We start from the raw sequence: 18214 nt of genomic DNA, 5'->3' as shown, positions 1-18214 counted from the left end.
AATAATATTGATTGGTTTGTTTATAATAACCCCCATTAATACCCACTGAAACCATAATAAATCATAAGCAAAAATCAATGTTAATAATCGATTCTAATCTATACCAGAGGTGAACTTAGGTTGGATTGAAGAATGAAACCTAACGCCCGCATGGGTTACGCTACCGCTAACCCATCCTACAAATAATTGTACTGTAGAACTTGTTTTTCGCCTTAAACCAGAATACTTGACAATCTTTCACACACAGCAGTTTAAATGTACTAAAATGACAGAACAACAGCATAATGACACTCTAGCTAATGCGATCAACACGGGAATCAATTCTCAAGGAAATGCCAGCGTATCACTGACAGGATCCATTGGAGATAACTACTTTCTCGCCGATCTGAGAGATGATATGGATTTTTATCGCTTTCAGGGAGGAGCGGGAGATCGCATCGAATGGAAGATTACAGCCGATGGCTTTCCTTGGTACTTAGCAGATTTGGTTTTTGGTGGAGTTTTATACAATGCTAATGGCAATAGAATACAAAATTCTTCCCAGAGTGGTTCGGGTACCTATGCGTTTATTTTGCCGGCTAATGGACTGTACTACCTAGCCGTATGGGGAGGACTGGGGCGTCCATTTTCTGGGACGTTTGCTGATGTTAATCCCAACCTGTTCCCTCGCAGTATTGATAATGCCGTTAGGACAGGAACCTATACTCTGTCCCTCAATCTGTTTGATAATACGCCTAATTATCCGTCTCCTCCTCCTGCCACCCTCGCTATTGCGGCCACCAATGCCAGTCAAACCGAGGGCAACAGTGGCAGTAAAGCCTTTACTTTCACCGTCACTCGTGCGGTTAATACCACCGGAAGCAATAACGTTGACTGGGCAGTTACCGGTACGGGAACCAATCCTGCCAATGCCACTGATTTTGTCGGAGGAGTGTTCCCGTCAGGAACCTTGAGTTTTGCCGCCGGGGAAACCTCAAAAGTAATTACTGTTGACGTTCAGGGAGATACAACGGTAGAACTGAACGAAAACTTTACCGTCACCCTCTCCAATGCCACCAACGGCGCTACTATCACCACCGCTACTGCCACGGGAACCATTGAAAATGATGATGTAGCAGTTCCCACCCTCGCCATTGCCGCCACCAGTGCCAATCAAACCGAGGGCAACAGTGGCAGTAAAGCCTTTACTTTCACCGTCACTCGTTCGGTTAATACCACGGGAACCAATAACGTCAGTTGGGCAGTTACCGGCACTGGAACCAATCCTGCCAATGCCACTGATTTTGTCGGAGGAGTCTTACCCTCAGGAACCTTGAGTTTTGCGGTGGGGGAAACCAGTCAAGTAATTACTGTTAACGTTCAGGGGGATACAACGGTAGAACTGAACGAAAACTTTACCGTCACCCTCTCCAATGCCACCAACGGCGCTACTATCACCACCGCTACTGCCACGGGAACCATTGAAAATGATGATATCAGTGTCACCCCAATCGAAGCCTTCGGTAACACCAAATTAGTCCAAGACACAACTAATAAACTTTACGCACAAATTGGCAATAATAACCCCATCGCCATCAAAAATGGTGCCACTCATATTGCCACAAATACCTACCCTGGTTGGCAAATCTTAGCCGCAGAAACCGTTAATGGAATTAACCAAGTCCTCTTGAGGAATACATCACAAAACCTTCTATATATATGGAATTTAGATAGCAATTGGAGTTGGCAATCTTCCCAGGGAGGGTGGGGATTAAACTCAACCCAAGCTTTCAGCCAAGAAACCAACTTCCAACAAGACTTTAACGGTGATGGAATCATCGGTCAACCCTCCACCCCAATCGAAGCCTTCGGTAACACCAAATTAGTCCAAGACACAACTAATAAACTTTACGCACAAATTGGCAATAATAACCCCATCGCCATCAAAAATGGTGCCACTCATATTGCCACAAATACCTACCCAGGTTGGCAAATCTTAGCCGCAGAAACCGTTAATGGAATTAACCAAGTCCTCCTGAGGAATACATCACAAAACCTTCTATATATATGGAATTTAGATAGCAATTGGAATTGGCAATCTTCCACTGGAGGGTGGGGATTAAACTCAACCCAAGCTTTCAGCCAAGAAACCAACTTCCAACAAGACTTTAACGGTGATGGATTCATCGGTCAACCCTTCACCCCAATTGAAGCCTTTGGTAACACCAAATTAGTCCAAGACACAACTAATAAACTTTACGCACAAATTGGCAATAATAACCCCATCGCCATCAAAAATGGTGCCACTCATATTGCCACAAATACCTACCCTGGTTGGCAAATATTAGCCGCAGAAACCGTTAATGGAATTAACCAAGTCCTCCTGAGGAATACATCACAAAACCTTCTATATATATGGAATTTAGATAGCAATTGGAATTGGCAATCTTCCACTGGAGGGTGGGGATTAAACTCAACGCCAGCATTCAGCCAAGAAACCAACTTTCAACAAGACTTTAACGGTGATAATCAGATTGGTAATCCCTCCCCAAGTAGTCTAGTTGGTGGCTTAGGTAATGATATTCTAGTGGGTGGCGCTGGTAACGATACCCTCAATGGTGCTGCTGGAACCGATACTTTAACCGGTGGGACGGGGACAGACATCTTCATTTTCCAATTTAGTCAGTCCACCGCAGCAGCCCTAGACCGAGTTACGGATTTTGCTATCGGTACTGATAAGATTGACCTGCTTAGTCAAGCTGGTGCGGCAATTAATGCCCCTCTCGCTTTTACCCGGGCAACAGATAGCACCACGACCAATATTAACACTATTGTTACTAACGTCTTCATTGATGCTAATGGGGCAACAGCCGGAAATCAAGCTCTCGGAATTAACAGTGCTGTTTTAGTACGGGACAATAGTTCTTCTACTTACCTAATTATCAACGACGGTACGGGGGGTTTCCAAAGTGCTAATGATTTGGTGATTAATCTTACTGGGTTAACGGGTAGTTTACCGGCGCTCGGCACTATTGCGGTCAATAGTTTCTTTGTCTAAATTGATGGGGGGGATTAATTCTCCCCTTTTCATGCTCCCGTTCAAGTAATTTTGATATAAAAAAAGTTAAGAGGCTCTTCTCGACTTTGTGTTATGATTTTTGCTTATGAAACCGTGAAATACCTATCAAGCAAGACTTTTAGGGCTATTTTGACGTTCGGCGACGCTCAGTCGAGCCGCAGAAGAAACTAGAAAATATCAGTATAGACCTCGTTTCCACACATAAACCAGAAGAGCCCAAATACTGATGGGCAGTCAGGAGTTTAAGCTTGTGGAGAGACTGTAAGACTCGTTGGGATTCGTCTCAAAAAGCAGGTTTCTGTGAAGCAAGAATCTCCCATCACACCGCAAAGCTGTGTGATGGCGAGAGTGTCAAAATTGTGTTCAATTACCCGTTATCCCAGTTATGCCTTCCAGCGGTCAAGTGAAATCGATTTTTTTTCTTATCCTCTTTCTCCTCAGTATTCTAGGGGGTATTCTACTGGCTTCGCTACTTCAACAACCAGCGATCGCCCAATCTACTTCCTCGGATACAGTGCTGAATCGTTATCAAATTGGACAGCAAACCTATCTAGAAAATTGTGCCAGCTGCCATATTGCCATTGCTCCCAGTATCCTACCGAGTCAAACTTGGAAAAAAATCCTAGAAAATCCTAATTCTCACTATGGTATCCGTTTAAAACCAATTGTCGGCATTACTCAGCGTCTTATCTGGGATTATCTCAGTTATTCTTCCCGCCCTCTTAGGGAGACTACTTTTGTTCCCCTCCTAATTGAACAGTCCAGCTATGTAAAGGTTTTGCATCCTAGGGTCAATTTACCCACTCCTCTCGGTCACACCACCTGTGTCACCTGTCATCCCAACGCTTCCCGCTACGATTATCAAACCCTTACCCCCATCTGGGATGATGCAGCCTAATCAGTTATCAGTTATCAGTTATCAGTTATCAGTTATCAGTTATCAGTTTTCAGTTTTCAGTTTTCAGCTTCTGAAGGCAAGGGGCAACAGGCAAGAGGCAAAAGACAGAATCTGACAATTCTCCTACCTAAAAAGAAGGTTAGAAACTAAGCACATCAAAGCTTTTAGCTTAACCAATTAGGTCTTAGATTCGGCCCTTGTTTTCAGATGTGAGTTTTTAGTTCACTGATTACTGATTACTGTTTACTGATCACTGAGAGGGGGTGCAGTTAGGGTGATTTCGCCGATTTGGCCAGCTTTACCCATTAATTGGGCAGGGTTTTCGTTAAGAGAGATTTTAACAGCACCAGCATTGCCCGATCGAATAGTTAAACTCTTTTGGGCTGTCCAAGTTCGTTTGGTCCCGGGTTGGAGATTGCCTTCATGGACTTTTTTGCCATCGGCAATTACCCTTACCCAAGCGGCCTGTTCAATAGTTACTTCGGCTGAGAGAGGAACTTTTGGCTGAGGAGAAAGGGAAGGAGAGGCTACCAGCGCAGGAGAGACTACCGGTGCGAGGGAACCCATGGGGGAAGGAGAGGGAGTAACGGCAGGGGGGTTAGAGAGAGGGGGACGAAGAAAAAGATAGCCAATACCGCAAAATATACCCGCCAGCAAGCCTAGCCAGAGATAAATTCCGAAAAAGGTTGATTTAGTTGGTTGGGGGCTAGTTTCTGGGGCTGGTTTTTCTGGTTTCACCCGTTCCACTTTTGGGGCAGCGGGTTCAGCCTTGGGGAGAGGGGTAACTTTTGTGGGCAGTGTTTTCGGGATAGTTACCTCTTGGGCTAATTGTTCCGCACTAGGAGACAAGCGATCAGCTAAAGCTTTACCATCAATTTTTAGGGCATCACCGTAGCGTTTGATAAATCCCTTGACATAAATTAATTCTGGTAATTTCTCCCAATTCCCCGTTTCCAACGCTTCTAGCATTGGTACTCTAATCATCGTCAGGGCGGCGATATCTTCTATGCTCAGGCAGCTTTCTTCTCGTTTTTGACGTAAATAAGTCCCGATTTCCTTGATTTGTTCGGCTTGTAGGGGACTGAGTTGACTCATAATTCCAGTCATAATCTATACCAATTAGATGATAATCTCGATTTTGTTATTTTGGGATAATCTGTTCTCTAGAAGCTCCTTTTACTTTGTCGTCATTACCAGCGAAAAAGTGCCAAAAACTGGCAAAAATCGGCAATATTTGCCAAAGTTAAGTTTTTTATTCTAGGGTGACTGCACTGACCAGCCAATACATACATTTGTTCTCAATGCTTGTTTTTCTCCAACTCTCAGCTTATCCCTAATTAGGGCTGGCTAAATAAATCTAAAAACCTTGTTGGGTAAGACTTTTAGACCTTTTGTCAATCAAAAAGTACTGGATATGGGAGTGATCGGGGGGAAATTTAGGCACTTTTTCCCTGAAAATTAGGTAATTGGCCACCTCAAAACTGGTAAAACCCCACACCCCACACCCCACCCCCCCGATGTCGGGGGGGTTGGGGGGGCCACACCCTGCCCCCAGGAAAAACTTTTTGCCGCAAACCCTAATTATGACCTTTATTCCCCATCCCGACACCACCCCCCTTCACCTTACCTGTGCCGTAGTCACGGTGAGCGATACTCGTACCCCAGAGACGGATAGGAGTGGCCAAATAATTCAAGAGTTACTAACTCGATCGGGTCATGATATCGGCCTATACTTAATTATCCCCGATGAACCCTTACAAATTCAAGCAATCTTACCAGAGATTAGCCATCAAAATCGGATAAAAGTCTTAATTCTCAATGGGGGTACGGGTATTGCTCCCAGAGACACCACCTATGATGCTTTAGTGCCTTTATTAAGGATTACTTTGCCCAGTTTTGGCGAATTATTTCGTTATCTCAGCTATCAGGAAATTGGCTCCCGTGCCATGGCATCAAGGGCAATAGCTGGGGTTTATCAAAACTTATTGGTCTTTTCTCTCCCCGGTTCCACTAATGCCGTTAAATTAGCCCTAGAAAAACTGATTCTTCCCGAAATCTCACATCTGGTTAAACAGTTGAATGGATAATTTATTGGAATTTGAGCTTGGCGGCAATTTCTTGAAAACATACATCCCAAAAATAGCCAGCTAGATTCACGGCGCTTAACAGTTTGGGAATTCCTTCACTTAGACTGGCAAAACCTCGATTTTTAATCGGGAGAAAATCGATAGTAATCGCCAAAGTTAAAAGTGCTAAAGCGATGATTAAGATTTGGTAATAAGTTTGTCTTATTTGCCGCCAAAATACTAAACCATAAATCAGAATTACCAAAGCATAAACAGAGATAGTCAAGAATTTGGGAATATCAAAATAGAGGAGAATGATATGAATTCTGAAGATTTCATTGATGGCAAAAAGTCCCGTTATTATAGCAGAAACAAGTAAAAAATGGCGAGAATTACGGAAACTTGCCTTCCGGGACAATAAAGCATAACTAAAAAGGCAAACAATCGGGGGTAAACAACAAAGCAATTGAAAAGAATGGGTTAATAAACCAGCGATCGGACTTGGGGGAGTAGCGGGGGGATAAAATAAAAGACTAGCGGGTAATTTTGCCCGATCAACCCCGGCAATCAAAGCTAAAACCAAGAGAAGAACGACAAGATTTATTTTCAGCAAATGCTGTGCTCGTGAGGACATAAGTAGGGCAGTTTATAATTGTGGCTATTAATCACGGTATAATTGAGAGAGTGCCGCTTTTTATTGGCTCGATCTACATACCGAAGCACCAAGCATTTCCCTAATTGTGTTAAGGACAATTTTCTCGGTTTTCTATGCTCGCTCAAAAAGAACTTTTGTGTTTATTACAATTGGCTAGTCCGATTTTACCCGTCGGGGCCTATAGTTATTCCGAAGGGCTAGAAACCCTCGTCGAAAAGGGGATTATCTCCAATAGTGCCAGCTTAAATGATTGGTTAGAGCGATCGCTTGGTCAAGGCTCGATTCGCTTAGAAACGGCCGTTTTGCTAAGAGTATATCGTTGTTTTTGTCAAGAGGATTTTACAAAACTTAATTATTGGGACAATTGGTTATCGGCAACGCGAGAAACGGCCGAATTAAGACAACAAAGCTGGCAAATGGGGCGATCGCTGTTAAACCTATTGCGGGAGTTAGCAGCCGACAGAGATAATCTACCGGAACAGGCTAATTATGCCACCGCCTTTGCGATCGGGGCAAGTCATTGGCAAATTGGAGAAGAATTAGCGGTTTTAGGCTATTTACACAGTTGGGCAAGTAATTTAATCAATGCAGGACTGCGTTTAATTCCCCTTGGGCAAACCCTAGGACAATCGCTTCTGATCGGTTTACAGCCCAGTTTATTAACAGCAACAGCAGATATTATCAGTTTAGCCGATGAAAACCTGAGCAGTTGGAGTTGGGGGCTAGGTTTTGCCAGTATGAACCACGAAACCCAGTATAGTCGTCTATTTCGCAGTTAGAAATTTAGAGAGAAGAGCAGGAAAATGACGGAAAAAAGCAGATAAGGTATAGTATGATTGAAAAAAATCTTAAGCCCTAGTTCTCCCTTTCTGAGTAACTAAGGGTTTTAAGGAAAGGTGCGAACACTCTACCTAGCCACAGTGTACCAATGTTTAGTCAATCAGAAAAAATTCCCGTTTCGGTGTTAATTCCCGCCAAAAACGAGGAATCTAACCTTCCCGCCTGTTTAGAGAGTGTTGCTAGGGCTGATGAAGTGTTTGTCGTCGATTCCCAAAGTAGCGATCGCTCGATCGAAATATCTACCAACTATGGTGCTAATGTAGTCCAATTTCATTTTAATGGTCGTTGGCCGAAAAAGAAAAACTGGTCCCTCGATAACCTGCCCTTTCGCAATGAATGGGTATTAATCGTCGATTGTGATGAGAGAATCACCCCCGAACTATGGGACGAAATCGCCACCGTCATCCAAGATGCCAACTATAACGGTTATTATCTCAATCGTCGCGTCTTCTTCCTCGGACAATGGATTCGTTATGGCGGCAAGTATCCCGACTGGAATCTGCGTTTATTTAAACATAAGTCTGGCAGATACGAGAATTTAAACACGGAAGATATACCCAACACGGGAGATAACGAGGTTCACGAACACGTTATCCTTAATGGCAAGGTGGGCTATCTGAAAAATGATATGCTACACATCGATTTCCGCGATATCTATCATTGGTTAGAAAGACATAATCGTTATTCCAACTGGGAGGCGCGGGTTTATTACAATATTCTCACGGGTAATGACGAAAGCGGCACGATCGGAGGGAACTTCTTCGGTGATGCGGTGCAGAGAAAACGTTTTTTAAAGAAAATTTGGGTAAAATTGCCCTTTAAGCCGCTGCTGCGCTTTATTCTCTTTTATTTTATCCGTCTCGGTTTCTTAGATGGCAAAGCTGGTTATATTTACGGTCGTCTTTTGAGTCAGTACGAATACCAAATTGGGGTTAAATTGTACGAACTACGGCGATTTGGCGGTAAATTAAACGTTAATGCCCATGTTAATCCCGCGGTTAAACCCTCGGAACCTCAACCCGCAGAAATGATTAAATAAGTCCTATGTCCCCAGAAATCCGCACCGATGAGGAAGCGTGGCTAGATCTGCGTACCTACGATCAATCTTGGTTTGATCGCGGTCGTTCTAATCCGATTATCCTACTTTGGTGGTTAGTACAAGGAATTCTTTTTCCCCTCAGTTTACATCAGATGGATAGCTTTCGCTGCGCTGTTTTGCGGCTATTCGGGGCTAAAATCGGCCTTGGGGTGAAAATTCGCCCGACGGCAAGGGTTACTTATCCTTGGAAAGTGGCGATCGGCGATTATACTTGGATCGGCGATGATGTGGTGATTTATAGTTTAGATAACGTTACCATCGGCAGTCATTGTGTGATTTCTCAAAAATGCTATCTTTGCACTGGCAGTCACGATCCCGGTGATCGCTCTTTTGGCTTAAAAACCACTCCCATCCTCATTGGTAATGGTACATGGATCGCAGCCGATTGTTTTTTGGCTCCGGGGGTAAAAATTGGCTCTAATGTTGTTATTGGGGCAAGAAGTAGCGTATTTGCCGATATTCCCGCTCAAAAGGTTGCTTGGGGCAGTCCCTGTCGTCCTCAATACGATAGAAAGATGAATCCTTATAGCAGTTAAGCTAAGAGTCATTTTATTATAATCATAGCGCACCAATTTAATAGACCTCTCCAGAAAACATTTTTGCTAGGCTTGTAGTAAGCGCTTCAGCCCTTATTTTGGCAATTATTGGAGAGGTCTACAGCCTTTCTGGTAAAGGTGAAGCATACAGTAATCCTTGCTAATCAAGTGTTTTAGACGCAAGAACGAACCTCATCTATCTGAGAAACGCTGTAATGATCAAGTTAGTGCGTGGCGCGCCGATTGTTGATTGGGGTTTTTTAACAGAATTGGTAGCCGCCTAAGGCACCCGCCCCAATCAGCGATCGCAATGAATATATCGGACGCAAGAGAAAAGTTAAGCAGAAGGCCAATAAAAATAGGGCTCTTCTAGGTTCTGTGTGATAAGTTTAATTGACATAGGATCGATCGATCTTTGTGTCCTTTGTGTCTTTGTGGTTCGTTCCACCCCCTCGCTCTTGAGAAATGTATCTTAGAATACATTTTACCCACCAAAGCTGGGAGAGCCAAAATAGTAATTTTTTGATAGGTTTGTACGGTAGTAATTGGGGAGCAACTTATAATTTTGTCAGGGATTGGGTGTAGGATTGAATAAGAATTAATAGCAACAAGCTCCCCTTTTACCAGAGAGGTCAACGAGCGATGGCTATTATACAGCAAGCTGTCTAGCCACATCGTCACCCCGTCAGCCCCAGAGGGTTGCTTCTCTCACGGGATTTCCCTTCATCCTTGATGCTCTATCTGCACTGAATACAATTTAATTTTGTATTATAATCAAAAAGGAAGAGGAAGAAAAACCAAGTTAAATGAACAGCAGCGAAGGGTAAATTAAGTCCTCGCCACGCCGCACACCAACCGCAGACCGACATCGTAGAAGTCGAGGACTGGACTGTTGCTATAGCGGGATGCCGAACGGCAGTTCCCCGGATTAAAGTCCCAAGACCCACCGCGCAGCAGCCGATAATCATTCTCATATTGACTCAGCCAAGCACTGCCATCCGTTGGCGCACCGTTGTAACTGTAGTGCCAATGGTCGGCACACCATTCCATAATATTTCCGTGCATATCATAGAGACCAAAAGCATTGGGGGGAAATGTCCCGACTGGAGTTGTTTCTTTGCGAAATTGCCCTTTTGCTGCATTGCCGTAAGTAGAGTTGCCGTTAAAATTTACTAAATCTGTCGTAATGGTTTCCCCGAAGTAAAAAGGTGGATAGGGAAGGTTTTGACTTGCTTCTTTACTGGTAACTGCTCTACAAGCATATTCCCACTCCGATTCGCTGGGCAAGCGATACTCCCGTCCCGTCTTCTTCGACAGTCGCTGACAAAATTCGATCGCCTCGTACCAAGTGATACTTTCGACCGGTCGATCATCCCCCTTAAAACGCGATGGCTCTAATCTGAGTGGGCGCTCAATTTTCGGGAGAGAAGCAACAGCTATCCAGAGTTTTTGGGTAACTGGAAATTTGCCCATAGAGAAAGCAGGAATAGTCACTTGATGTTGGGGGCGTTCCTCATCGCTACTTCCTTCTTCTGTCGCTGGCGCACCCATCATGAAAGTCCCGCCAGGAATGGCTACCATCTGGAATTTTACCCCATTGCCCAAGTCTTCAGTAAAGTATTCAGCTTGCTTGCGACTACGGCTAATTTCTTCTCCTTTGCTGTTTACTGTTAAGGTCTCAAACTCAAATTTACTGAAGCTTGGTTGCGTTGCTAATTGATAAACCGATCTTCCGATTATTGTTGCGCCGAAACCTGCACCTGTCCAACCGATCAATTGCAACAATTTTCGCCGATTTATTGCTACTGATAAAGGCGGAATACGAGGTGATTTTGGAGCAAGAATAACCGGAGTAGATACTGTGTAAGGTTTTGTTTCTCTAGGTAAATTTGATATTTCTTCTTCAAGTTTAACTTGCTGCGATTGAGAAGAGGAAGACGGTTTAACACTTAGTTTGCTGCCAGTAATTCCCCAAATTAATTGTCCTATTGGGTCAGCCTGAGAGCCGCGAAAATCTACCCAAGTCATTCCTTCAAGAAAAATTGGCAATTCAGGTTTTTGAGGCGCATTAGGCAATAAAACTGGAATTACTGGACTGCGTTTGTTCACAAACCGTCGCAAATAGGCTTCAATTTCCATCTCTTGCCAAGGACCAATCCCATTTTCACCGACAAAAACCGCCGCTGCGTTGATGTGTTCAATTTGCCGTTCCAATTCCCGCTGCCAAGGCAATCCGGGGCGCAATTCCCAGACATCCAGCCAAGGGTTTAATCCTTGTTGTTTCAGGGTTTGGGCAATCTTGATAACTTCAGGCTTGTCCTGGCTGTTGTGACAGAGGAAGACATGGAACTCTGACGACTCAGGCATCTGTAATACTCCCGCTTTGGCAACACTTTTGCTTCTATTTTACTCTGATTGCCAAGTTTTAATCAGCCAATGCAAAAGCTTAACTCATCCGGCCCATACCTTATAAGCAACCAACCAATAACAACACCCAATCCGCCCAAATGTACCGCTTGTCAAAAAGGACGTTTTGGCACCTCTTTAATAAGCGGGATAAACTTAAGATAATTGGTTCTTCCAAACTTACACTGTAGAAAATTCCTCAAGCTCCCTCTCTGCACAGCAATGCTCTAAAGTTGATAAATATCAATCTGACAAAAACTCAAAGCCTTAGTATATAAACTTTACAAGCATGAGTTGTTGATAGTTTTACATGACAGGTTCGGTAGAGCCAGATAATTCAAGGCTTCTTGATTCATGACCATATCTGAATCCTCCTGTTTAGTGAATTTAAGCGACGGGCATGAGTGCGCCTTCATTGCTATCAAGAATGGGAGCTATAGTTCTTATCGGCTGCTTAATTGGCAGCCCCAATCAGGATAAAAGACGACCAACAATAAGGATGGGGATATTTTTTGATCAGGCTTAGTTTTGCCTCTCTCATCCCTGGGCTTTTGTTCATTTCTGTCTGGAGATTTCGATAGAATTTAGCCATCATAATTAAAGTAATTATCTCAGGGAATTTGTCTGCTAATTCTTTGTCATCGGCCGCGGGACAAAGACTGGTAATTACTGATGATGTAAGCCAGTCCCGATATTTCTCTGCTATCAGCCTTGGCTTCTTTGGTGGTTTGGCAAGCACTCAGAGTGATTAATTCGCTGTTTTCTAATCCTAATAATGCGGCATCGGCGATGTTATATTAAACCTCTTGCACAATTAACTTTTGATAGTTCAAAAACGGCAAAAATAAGGATTAAATTGCCTAAAATCTGTCAAGAGATTATGGAATTAATTATTATTCATTCTTAATTCTCCTGACTACTGGCTACTTACTCCTAACAACAACTTTTGATTTTTACCAGAGGTCTATTAATAATCCGTCAACAGTGAGTGCTTAAAAACGGATTTGGTGTCAAAATGTGTTGTTTTCTTGATTGTCTGAAGATTGAACACGAAAGGGAGGCGCAACATAATCGGAAGGTAAATAATTTTCGGGAATGGTTGTTGTATTTCCATCTCGTAGGGAAGTGTAACTGGGAGAGAGAATCTCAATCCCAGCTTCATTACACTTATCTTGAATATTTTGATGGAGTTCTGAATAAATTATTACCATCAAATTGGGTTGGTTAGTGTAAGCGTTTAATTGATAACTGATGTAAAAATTATCTAGGCTAGTTTGCAGGACAAAAGGTGCGGGTTCTTTGAGAATATGCACAGTTTCTAGAGCAGCTTCAATTAAGGTTTTGTGGGCTTTTCGCCAAGGCAGATCGTACCCTAGGGTAATCGTTGTCTGAATAATTAGATTTCTGTTTAATTCCCGCGAGGAAATACTAAAGTTAATCACATTACTACTTAATAAAGATGAGTTAGGAATAGTAATGATTTTATTAGTGGGAGTGCAAATGCGAATTACTAGGAAGTTTTTTTCAATTAGATCGCCAATTACATCTCCCACTTGAATGTGATCTCCGATGCGAAATGCCCGGGTATAGATAAGAATAATTCCCCCGATGACATTGGCGATCGCTGAAGTAGAACCAAGGGATAAAAGAAGACCAAGAAAAACAGAAACACCGCGGAAAGCAGGGGAATCAAAACCGGGCAAATAGGGAAAAGCCATTATTGCCGCTAAGGCAATAATTATGACTAATAGGAGATTGTAAGTAGGTTTAGCCCAATCAGTATAAAAACCAGGAATAATCAGATTTCCTCTTTCTATTGCTGTAAAAAATGGCTTGATTAGCCGGATTAAGTAGTAGGTTATAAAAATGATTATGGCAATAATAAAGGCATTGGGAAGATATTTACCAATAGAGGATAAAACCAGTTCTAATGATTGAGAAAAATAAACTAAAATACTCTCGCCAAAAACTCTTGTCCAGGGAAATAAACGGAGTACAAATGTAGTATAATTAAATAATAATAAAAAGAGAACAAGTAAGCGAATTATACGCAGAAATCGCAGCCCCAAAAAGCTGATCTTAGAGGAAGATATGATCTCAACATTCCCGATTTGAATGCCTGGTGTCAAGGATTCAATCAAACGTCGAATAAAGGGAAATAGCTTCCCTGAAATTTTGATAACTGCAAAGCTAATAATCAAGAAAACAAAGGTAGCTATAACCGTATAAATGACGTTCTTAAGTAGTTGTTCTGGTTTTCGATCTTGGCGATATTGAGCGATAGCGACCTGAATTTTTTGTAAAGCTTGTTGAGCTAAAACCTCCGGCGTTGAACGATAGGCTTTTGCGTCTCCCTCAGTCACCGTTAGAATTACTTCTTGATCTACACTTAAATAAAGTGAGTTATCATCAGGAATCTGCTTAATTGTCAGGTTCTCAACAGGAATAGAATCATTGTGAGCAATTCTTTCAATTCTCCGGGTAATAGCGTTAGCTCTCTCCTCCGCCGAAAATGAAGAAACTCCCCGTCGGATAAAAAAGAGGGGTTTTCCATCTAACATAACTGGAAAGCCGTCAATTTTGTTTTCCAGTTGTGTCGGATTTTGAGCTATTCCCAAAAGAGGGGAGGTAAGAGTCAGTAGTAAAACTACAGCAAATATTAGCAGAGTATCCCCAATTTTTTTCATCCATCCTCTAGCTCTAGATGCTGTAGTTAGCATTAAATATCTTTGATTAATATCGACAACTGGTACAAATTGCATAGTGGGACTTAAACGATCAACAAGAGTATAATAGAGTATAATCGTTAAAGAGTAAGCACTTTACGTTGAAAGATCAGCGATGAAAGAGACAACCCCAGCTGCGATGCCTCCCTGCTTTGACCGATGGTGTCGGCGGTTTGACAATTGCTTCAAAAACGAAGCGCAAAAAAACGGCTTCAGACAATATTTAGGAGGATTATTAGGGGAAAGTGAGAGGAAAAACCTCACTCAAATCGCCAATAATGCCGTCGGAGTAGTTTATAACCGATTACATCACTTTTTGACCGAATCTCCTTGGTCAGACCGTCAGGTGAATGAATGTCGGTTGCAAGTGATGAACCAATGCCGCCGGACGCAAATACCCCGAGGATTTTCCCTGATTGTCGATGACTCAGGACATCGAAAAAGTGGCAATCTGACCGCCGGAGTTGAGAGGCAGTACTTGGGAGAAATTGGCAAGACAGACAACGGAATAGTCGCCGTCACTACTCATCTCTACGACGGCAAAAAAAGTGTACCCCTAGACATTGAAATTTATCAACCAGCTAGTTCCTTAGCCGAGGGGAAAGAAGACAAAGAATTTAAGAAGAAACCGGAGATAGCGATAGATTTAATTGACTGGAGCTTAACCAGAGGCTATCGACCGAAAATCGTGTTAATAGATGCTGGTTATGGCAACAAGACAAATTTTCTAAAAGCCCTGGAAGAAAGAAAGCTAAAATACTTAGGAGGATTGGCAAAAAATCGAAAAGTAATTATTGAAAAAGAAGGGGGTGTGGAAGAAACAATCCAGCTTGAGCAACTAGCAAAAAGCCTATCAGAAAAGGATTGGGAGAAAATCACCCTAAATCTAGATCAAGAAAAAACGGTTTGGGTAGTGGTATTCAGAGCGAAAATATCTCAACTAGAAGGAGAAAGGAACTTGGCTATCGTCATGAATGCAAGTTCAATTGAAAAAGCAACAGAGGTGGACTATTTCATCACCAATGTAGTCGAGGCAGATACAGTAACAGCGTCGTGGATAGTCAAGACTTACACCGAAAGAAATTGGTTGGAAGTATTCTACAGAGAAGCCAAAGGATGGTTAGGGTTAAGGGAATACCAAGTCAGGGATAAACGAAGCTTACTTCGTCATTTTATCTTGGTGTTTTGTGCCTATACATTTATCCTGTGGCATCAGTTAACTGGGGGATTGCAAAGGCGGTGGGCGAATCGACCTTTAAACACTTTTGTGGAAGCCTTGGCAGCTTTTCGGACAGCGATGTCTTTCCGTTTCTTTGAGTGGCTGACCGAGAATCGGGATGTGTTTGCCGCTTACAAAGCCAGTTTAGGCTTTGTTTGGGCTTGAAATTTGTTTAAGTCCCATTAACTATCTCTGCCATTACTTTAGAAAAATGGTAGTATGCCACTTTTCCGATCAACCCCTGGCAAAACTGAAAAAATAGTTAATAATAATATACAAGGGTTGATTATTGCTACTATGGCAAGAGTGCCTTTTGTCTGACTTGCAGCAGAAGTCTATTGATAGCTTCGGGAATTGTCAAAACCGAGATGTAGTTACTCATTGAACACCACAAAGGCTAAAATATGGAGTGTTATTTATGAGTCATTTATCCCTATCTGAACAGATTACCTGGGAACTTCTGGCAATCCTGATTGAAGAAGAAGTCACCTATCCCTGGGATGTAACCGATGTGGAGAGTAATCATCCCTTAGACGTGACAGAAACGCCTTTTTCTCTGTGTGAAGGACTAGAAGCGACGGTGCTTGAAGCACAAGCTCATCGATTCTTTAGCAGTTTACAGCAAAAATTCCCGACTGTTTCCGTTTCACCCCAGTCTAATATCTTTGATAAATTTGCCTCTTTACTGCCGGCCGAACATTTAAATCGTCTAATAGAAAGTGCTGAAAATCTAGTTAATAGTCAACTAGATAAATTTGAGCGCCTTGTTGTTTGTCTTAGCGAGCTTTTTCCCCAATGGTCTCCAGAAGATTTAGAGGTTTTTGCCCGTCCCTACGCCTATACTATGCGTAATGGCCAGAGCGAAACCACTATCGAAACCGAAAATTGGCAAAGTCTTTCCGAAATTGAACAAATTCGCCGCAGTGCAGCCATCGCCAGCCAGATTTTCCGCGACTTGTCTTCTCCTCAATAGTCATCTCATTTTATTTTGTACGACTACATTAGGTTACACTTCATCTTTATGAGAAACTCCATATCTCTTTATTTTGATTTTTTGGTTTTTGTTTCTACCCGTCAGAAAGATTCTATAACTTGTGATTAATTTTGAAAGCACTTTTTAGAGTTAGATGCGTCTGATGACGCATCCTATCTGTTCAGAGTTTCTTACATTTTGCTGAGAATACGCTGGACTATATCCATTCCCGTGAAGGCTTGCCAGCCAAAAAGACCTAAAATGACGACATTAAGGGTAATATGAGTGATTCTGGCCAATTCATTCCCTTTTTGCATTAAAGGTACTAAAGCGGCACTGATCGAGATTAAACCCACCATCCCTAAACCGGCCAGCAGATGGGGACCGACAAATAATTTACCGTTATTAATATAAGTCACCGCCATACCCCCGATCGTCCCCAAGACCATTAAAGCGAGGATTAGGGAGCCAATTTGATAGTGTTTAGTGCGAAAATCCTTGGGCAATAATTGTTTTTTTAGGTCCTTATCTGCTGTACGCGTCCGTCGCCATTGTAGCCCCGAATAGAGGGCATAGATAGTTAATCCTAATAAAACCCACATGAGAATGGGATGGCCAAATTGTGACCAAGTTTTTACGGCACTGGGAATCTCGAAGTTCATAGTTGTCTGTTCTCATCAAAGATCTCTTCTTAATAAAAATTAACATGAATCGCTCACTCTTCCTTATTTTTCGGGTCATTAGACTTGTCAGACTAGATCAGCAACATAGCTCACCATCACCACTACGCGCCACTTCCCCCTCTCCTATAGCTTTTAAACAGGATTTAGTAAGAATAATGCCAGAAGCGGCAAAACTAAGGGTTTCAACCTAGACGCGGTTTAGTGATAATTCTTTGACAATAGAGTTGAATTCCTTCTAACTTAGCTAGGGAGAATTTTGGTTTAATAGGAAGGATCAGTAAAGACATAAAACTCATCCGCAGCAAGCGATAAACAAGGATAGTTAAAGTTGTATGTTTTTCGAGACTGAGAAGATAACTATAGATATTATGAGTTAGTCTTAGATAACCATAGCGACGGGTGATAGAAGATGGTTCATGAATAATTTTAATCTGATTGGTAACAACAACTAAATAGCCTTGATTTGCGTATCTTCGGGAAAAATCAAAGTCTTCGTAGTAGAGAAAGTAATCGGGATCAAAATGGGGACAAGTGGAAAAATTCGAGAAATTAATTAATAAACTGCATCCCGTCACCCAGTCAGGAATAAGATAGGGTTTATCTCCATAGTCTAAGGATTCCTCCACCACGTTAATTGTGCCGATTTTGGCATTAAATTTTCCCCAACCAAACCAGATTTTACCATCCGGTTCGTAAATTTCTGTACCAGCGATGGCAACTTCCGGATATTGCTGAAAAAATTTGCTTGCTTTCTCCAGAGAGTCGGGTAATAAGTAAGCGTCAGGATTAACTAACCAAACGATAGCTTCTCTGTCTTGTTGATAAATCCAATCAAGTCCCAGATTACATCCTTTCCCAAATCCTAAATTTTCCCCCGCTTCAATAATCTTGACTCTTTGCGCTGCTAAAGATTGGATATTTTTATCTTCAGTGGAATTGTTAACAATGATGAGAGTAGCAGATAAGTCATCGTCGAGGGAAGCGATTAAACGCTTAATTAATTCCGCGCAATTGTAGTTAACAGTTAATATATAAATCATTACAGATAAAAGGTA

The 18214-nt window shown here is 42.3% G+C and carries 16 protein-coding genes; 9 read left to right on the top strand and 7 right to left on the bottom strand.

The genetic code is table 11. The features are described from left to right. The first annotated feature begins 265 nt into the window (after window positions 1-265). The 3 genes from B5D77_RS27085 (at window position 266) to B5D77_RS27665 (ending at window position 4071) form a co-directional block, all read left to right on the top strand. Window positions 266-3037, top strand: a complete 2772-nt coding sequence (locus B5D77_RS27085) for a bluetail domain-containing putative surface protein (protein ID WP_254053054.1) — start codon at window positions 266-268, stop codon at window positions 3035-3037. A gap of 406 nt (window positions 3038-3443) precedes the next feature. Next, on the top strand, window positions 3444-3956 hold the full coding sequence (locus tag B5D77_RS08200; RefSeq protein WP_106908623.1) for a dihem cytochrome c family protein: 513 nt from the start codon (window positions 3444-3446) through the stop codon (window positions 3954-3956). Then, on the top strand, window positions 3943-4071 hold the full coding sequence (locus tag B5D77_RS27665) for a hypothetical protein (protein WP_256386921.1): 129 nt from the start codon (window positions 3943-3945) through the stop codon (window positions 4069-4071). Before B5D77_RS08200 ends, B5D77_RS27665 begins: the two co-directional genes overlap by 14 nt. Before the next feature lie 128 nt (window positions 4072-4199). On the opposite strand, the gene B5D77_RS08195 is transcribed toward B5D77_RS27665, so the two are convergent. Beyond that, window positions 4200-5063: a RodZ domain-containing protein gene (locus B5D77_RS08195; RefSeq protein WP_106908622.1), complete on the bottom strand. Its 864-nt coding sequence runs from the start codon at window positions 5061-5063 to the stop codon at window positions 4200-4202. A gap of 476 nt (window positions 5064-5539) precedes the next feature. Between B5D77_RS08195 and B5D77_RS08190 the strand changes: the two genes are divergently transcribed. After that, window positions 5540-6043 carry a molybdenum cofactor biosynthesis protein B gene (locus B5D77_RS08190; RefSeq protein ID WP_008197752.1) on the top strand — a complete coding sequence of 168 codons (504 nt, stop codon included), beginning with the start codon at window positions 5540-5542 and terminating at the stop codon, window positions 6041-6043. Between the two features lies 1 nt (window position 6044). Here B5D77_RS08190 and B5D77_RS08185 read toward each other — a convergent pair whose 3' ends face one another. Next, window positions 6045-6656 carry a hypothetical protein gene (locus B5D77_RS08185; RefSeq protein ID WP_106908621.1) on the bottom strand — a complete coding sequence of 204 codons (612 nt, stop codon included), beginning with the start codon at window positions 6654-6656 and terminating at the stop codon, window positions 6045-6047. A 134-nt stretch (window positions 6657-6790) separates the two neighbouring features. On the opposite strand from B5D77_RS08185, the gene B5D77_RS08180 reads away from it, so the two are divergent. The 3 genes from B5D77_RS08180 (at window position 6791) to hpsU (ending at window position 9152) form a co-directional block, all read left to right on the top strand. After that, window positions 6791-7456, top strand: a complete 666-nt coding sequence (locus B5D77_RS08180) for an urease accessory protein UreF (protein WP_106908620.1) — start codon at window positions 6791-6793, stop codon at window positions 7454-7456. Between the two features lie 149 nt (window positions 7457-7605). After that, entirely contained in the window at window positions 7606-8556 is a 951-nt protein-coding gene (locus B5D77_RS08175; protein WP_008197739.1) for a glycosyltransferase family 2 protein, read from the top strand. 5 nt (window positions 8557-8561) lie between these two features. Then, on the top strand, window positions 8562-9152 hold the full coding sequence (gene hpsU / locus B5D77_RS08170; RefSeq protein WP_106908619.1) for a hormogonium polysaccharide biosynthesis acetyltransferase HpsU: 591 nt from the start codon (window positions 8562-8564) through the stop codon (window positions 9150-9152). Between the two features lie 828 nt (window positions 9153-9980). Here hpsU and B5D77_RS08165 read toward each other — a convergent pair. The 3 genes from B5D77_RS08165 to B5D77_RS08155 all read right to left on the bottom strand — a co-directional run bounded on the left by B5D77_RS08165 (window position 9981) and on the right by B5D77_RS08155 (window position 14320). Continuing rightward, complete coding sequence (locus B5D77_RS08165; RefSeq protein ID WP_008197728.1) at window positions 9981-11519, bottom strand: SUMF1/EgtB/PvdO family nonheme iron enzyme; 1539 nt, start codon at window positions 11517-11519, stop codon at window positions 9981-9983. A 493-nt stretch (window positions 11520-12012) separates the two neighbouring features. Further along, entirely contained in the window at window positions 12013-12117 is a 105-nt protein-coding gene (locus B5D77_RS27080) for a hypothetical protein (RefSeq protein ID WP_253852116.1), read from the bottom strand. A gap of 451 nt (window positions 12118-12568) precedes the next feature. Further along, window positions 12569-14320, bottom strand: coding sequence for a mechanosensitive ion channel family protein (locus tag B5D77_RS08155; RefSeq protein WP_008197726.1), 1752 nt, complete (start codon window positions 14318-14320; stop codon window positions 12569-12571). A 79-nt stretch (window positions 14321-14399) separates the two neighbouring features. Between B5D77_RS08155 and B5D77_RS08150 the strand changes: the two genes are divergently transcribed. Beyond that, window positions 14400-15668, top strand: coding sequence for an IS701 family transposase (locus B5D77_RS08150; protein WP_106908618.1), 1269 nt, complete (start codon window positions 14400-14402; stop codon window positions 15666-15668). Between the two features lie 253 nt (window positions 15669-15921). Further along, window positions 15922-16476 carry a hypothetical protein gene (locus B5D77_RS08145; RefSeq protein WP_008197714.1) on the top strand — a complete coding sequence of 185 codons (555 nt, stop codon included), beginning with the start codon at window positions 15922-15924 and terminating at the stop codon, window positions 16474-16476. 191 nt (window positions 16477-16667) lie between these two features. Here the strand turns inward: B5D77_RS08145 and B5D77_RS08140 are convergent, their stop codons facing one another. Together B5D77_RS08140 and B5D77_RS08135 are read right to left on the bottom strand one after the other, a co-directional pair. Then, on the bottom strand, window positions 16668-17138 hold the full coding sequence (locus B5D77_RS08140) for a DUF4079 domain-containing protein (RefSeq protein ID WP_008197712.1): 471 nt from the start codon (window positions 17136-17138) through the stop codon (window positions 16668-16670). A gap of 203 nt (window positions 17139-17341) precedes the next feature. After that, window positions 17342-18199 carry a glycosyltransferase gene (locus B5D77_RS08135; protein ID WP_106909974.1) on the bottom strand — a complete coding sequence of 286 codons (858 nt, stop codon included), beginning with the start codon at window positions 18197-18199 and terminating at the stop codon, window positions 17342-17344. Window positions 18200-18214: the final 15 nt, after the last annotated feature.

It is taken from the genome of Microcystis sp. MC19 (genome assembly GCF_003019735.1).
In the GTDB taxonomy this organism is placed as follows: Bacteria; Cyanobacteriota; Cyanobacteriia; order Cyanobacteriales; family Microcystaceae; genus Microcystis.
The sequence above is the reverse complement of the archived record's forward strand: the minus strand, read 5'-3'. Positions and strand labels throughout refer to the sequence as shown.

Bases quoted from the DNA above. Each gene is read 5' to 3' on its own strand.
- B5D77_RS08175 (WP_008197739.1), top strand. From the start codon at position 7,606: ATGTTTAGTCAATCAGAAAAAATTCCCGTTTCGGTGTTAATTCCCGCC.
- B5D77_RS08190 (WP_008197752.1), top strand. From the start codon at position 5,540: ATGACCTTTATTCCCCATCCCGACACCACCCCCCTTCACCTTACCTGT.
- B5D77_RS08140 (WP_008197712.1), bottom strand. From the start codon at position 17,138: ATGAACTTCGAGATTCCCAGTGCCGTAAAAACTTGGTCACAATTTGGC.
- B5D77_RS08185 (WP_106908621.1), bottom strand. From the start codon at position 6,656: ATGTCCTCACGAGCACAGCATTTGCTGAAAATAAATCTTGTCGTTCTT.
- B5D77_RS08155 (WP_008197726.1), bottom strand. From the start codon at position 14,320: ATGCAATTTGTACCAGTTGTCGATATTAATCAAAGATATTTAATGCTA.
- B5D77_RS08150 (WP_106908618.1), top strand. From the start codon at position 14,400: ATGAAAGAGACAACCCCAGCTGCGATGCCTCCCTGCTTTGACCGATGG.
- B5D77_RS08180 (WP_106908620.1), top strand. From the start codon at position 6,791: ATGCTCGCTCAAAAAGAACTTTTGTGTTTATTACAATTGGCTAGTCCG.
- B5D77_RS27080 (WP_253852116.1), bottom strand. From the start codon at position 12,117: ATGAACAAAAGCCCAGGGATGAGAGAGGCAAAACTAAGCCTGATCAAA.
- B5D77_RS08165 (WP_008197728.1), bottom strand. From the start codon at position 11,519: ATGCCTGAGTCGTCAGAGTTCCATGTCTTCCTCTGTCACAACAGCCAG.
- hpsU (WP_106908619.1), top strand. From the start codon at position 8,562: ATGTCCCCAGAAATCCGCACCGATGAGGAAGCGTGGCTAGATCTGCGT.
- B5D77_RS08135 (WP_106909974.1), bottom strand. From the start codon at position 18,199: ATGATTTATATATTAACTGTTAACTACAATTGCGCGGAATTAATTAAG.
- B5D77_RS27665 (WP_256386921.1), top strand. From the start codon at position 3,943: ATGATGCAGCCTAATCAGTTATCAGTTATCAGTTATCAGTTATCAGTT.
- B5D77_RS08145 (WP_008197714.1), top strand. From the start codon at position 15,922: ATGAGTCATTTATCCCTATCTGAACAGATTACCTGGGAACTTCTGGCA.
- B5D77_RS08200 (WP_106908623.1), top strand. From the start codon at position 3,444: ATGCCTTCCAGCGGTCAAGTGAAATCGATTTTTTTTCTTATCCTCTTT.
- B5D77_RS27085 (WP_254053054.1), top strand. From the start codon at position 266: ATGACAGAACAACAGCATAATGACACTCTAGCTAATGCGATCAACACG.
- B5D77_RS08195 (WP_106908622.1), bottom strand. From the start codon at position 5,063: ATGACTGGAATTATGAGTCAACTCAGTCCCCTACAAGCCGAACAAATC.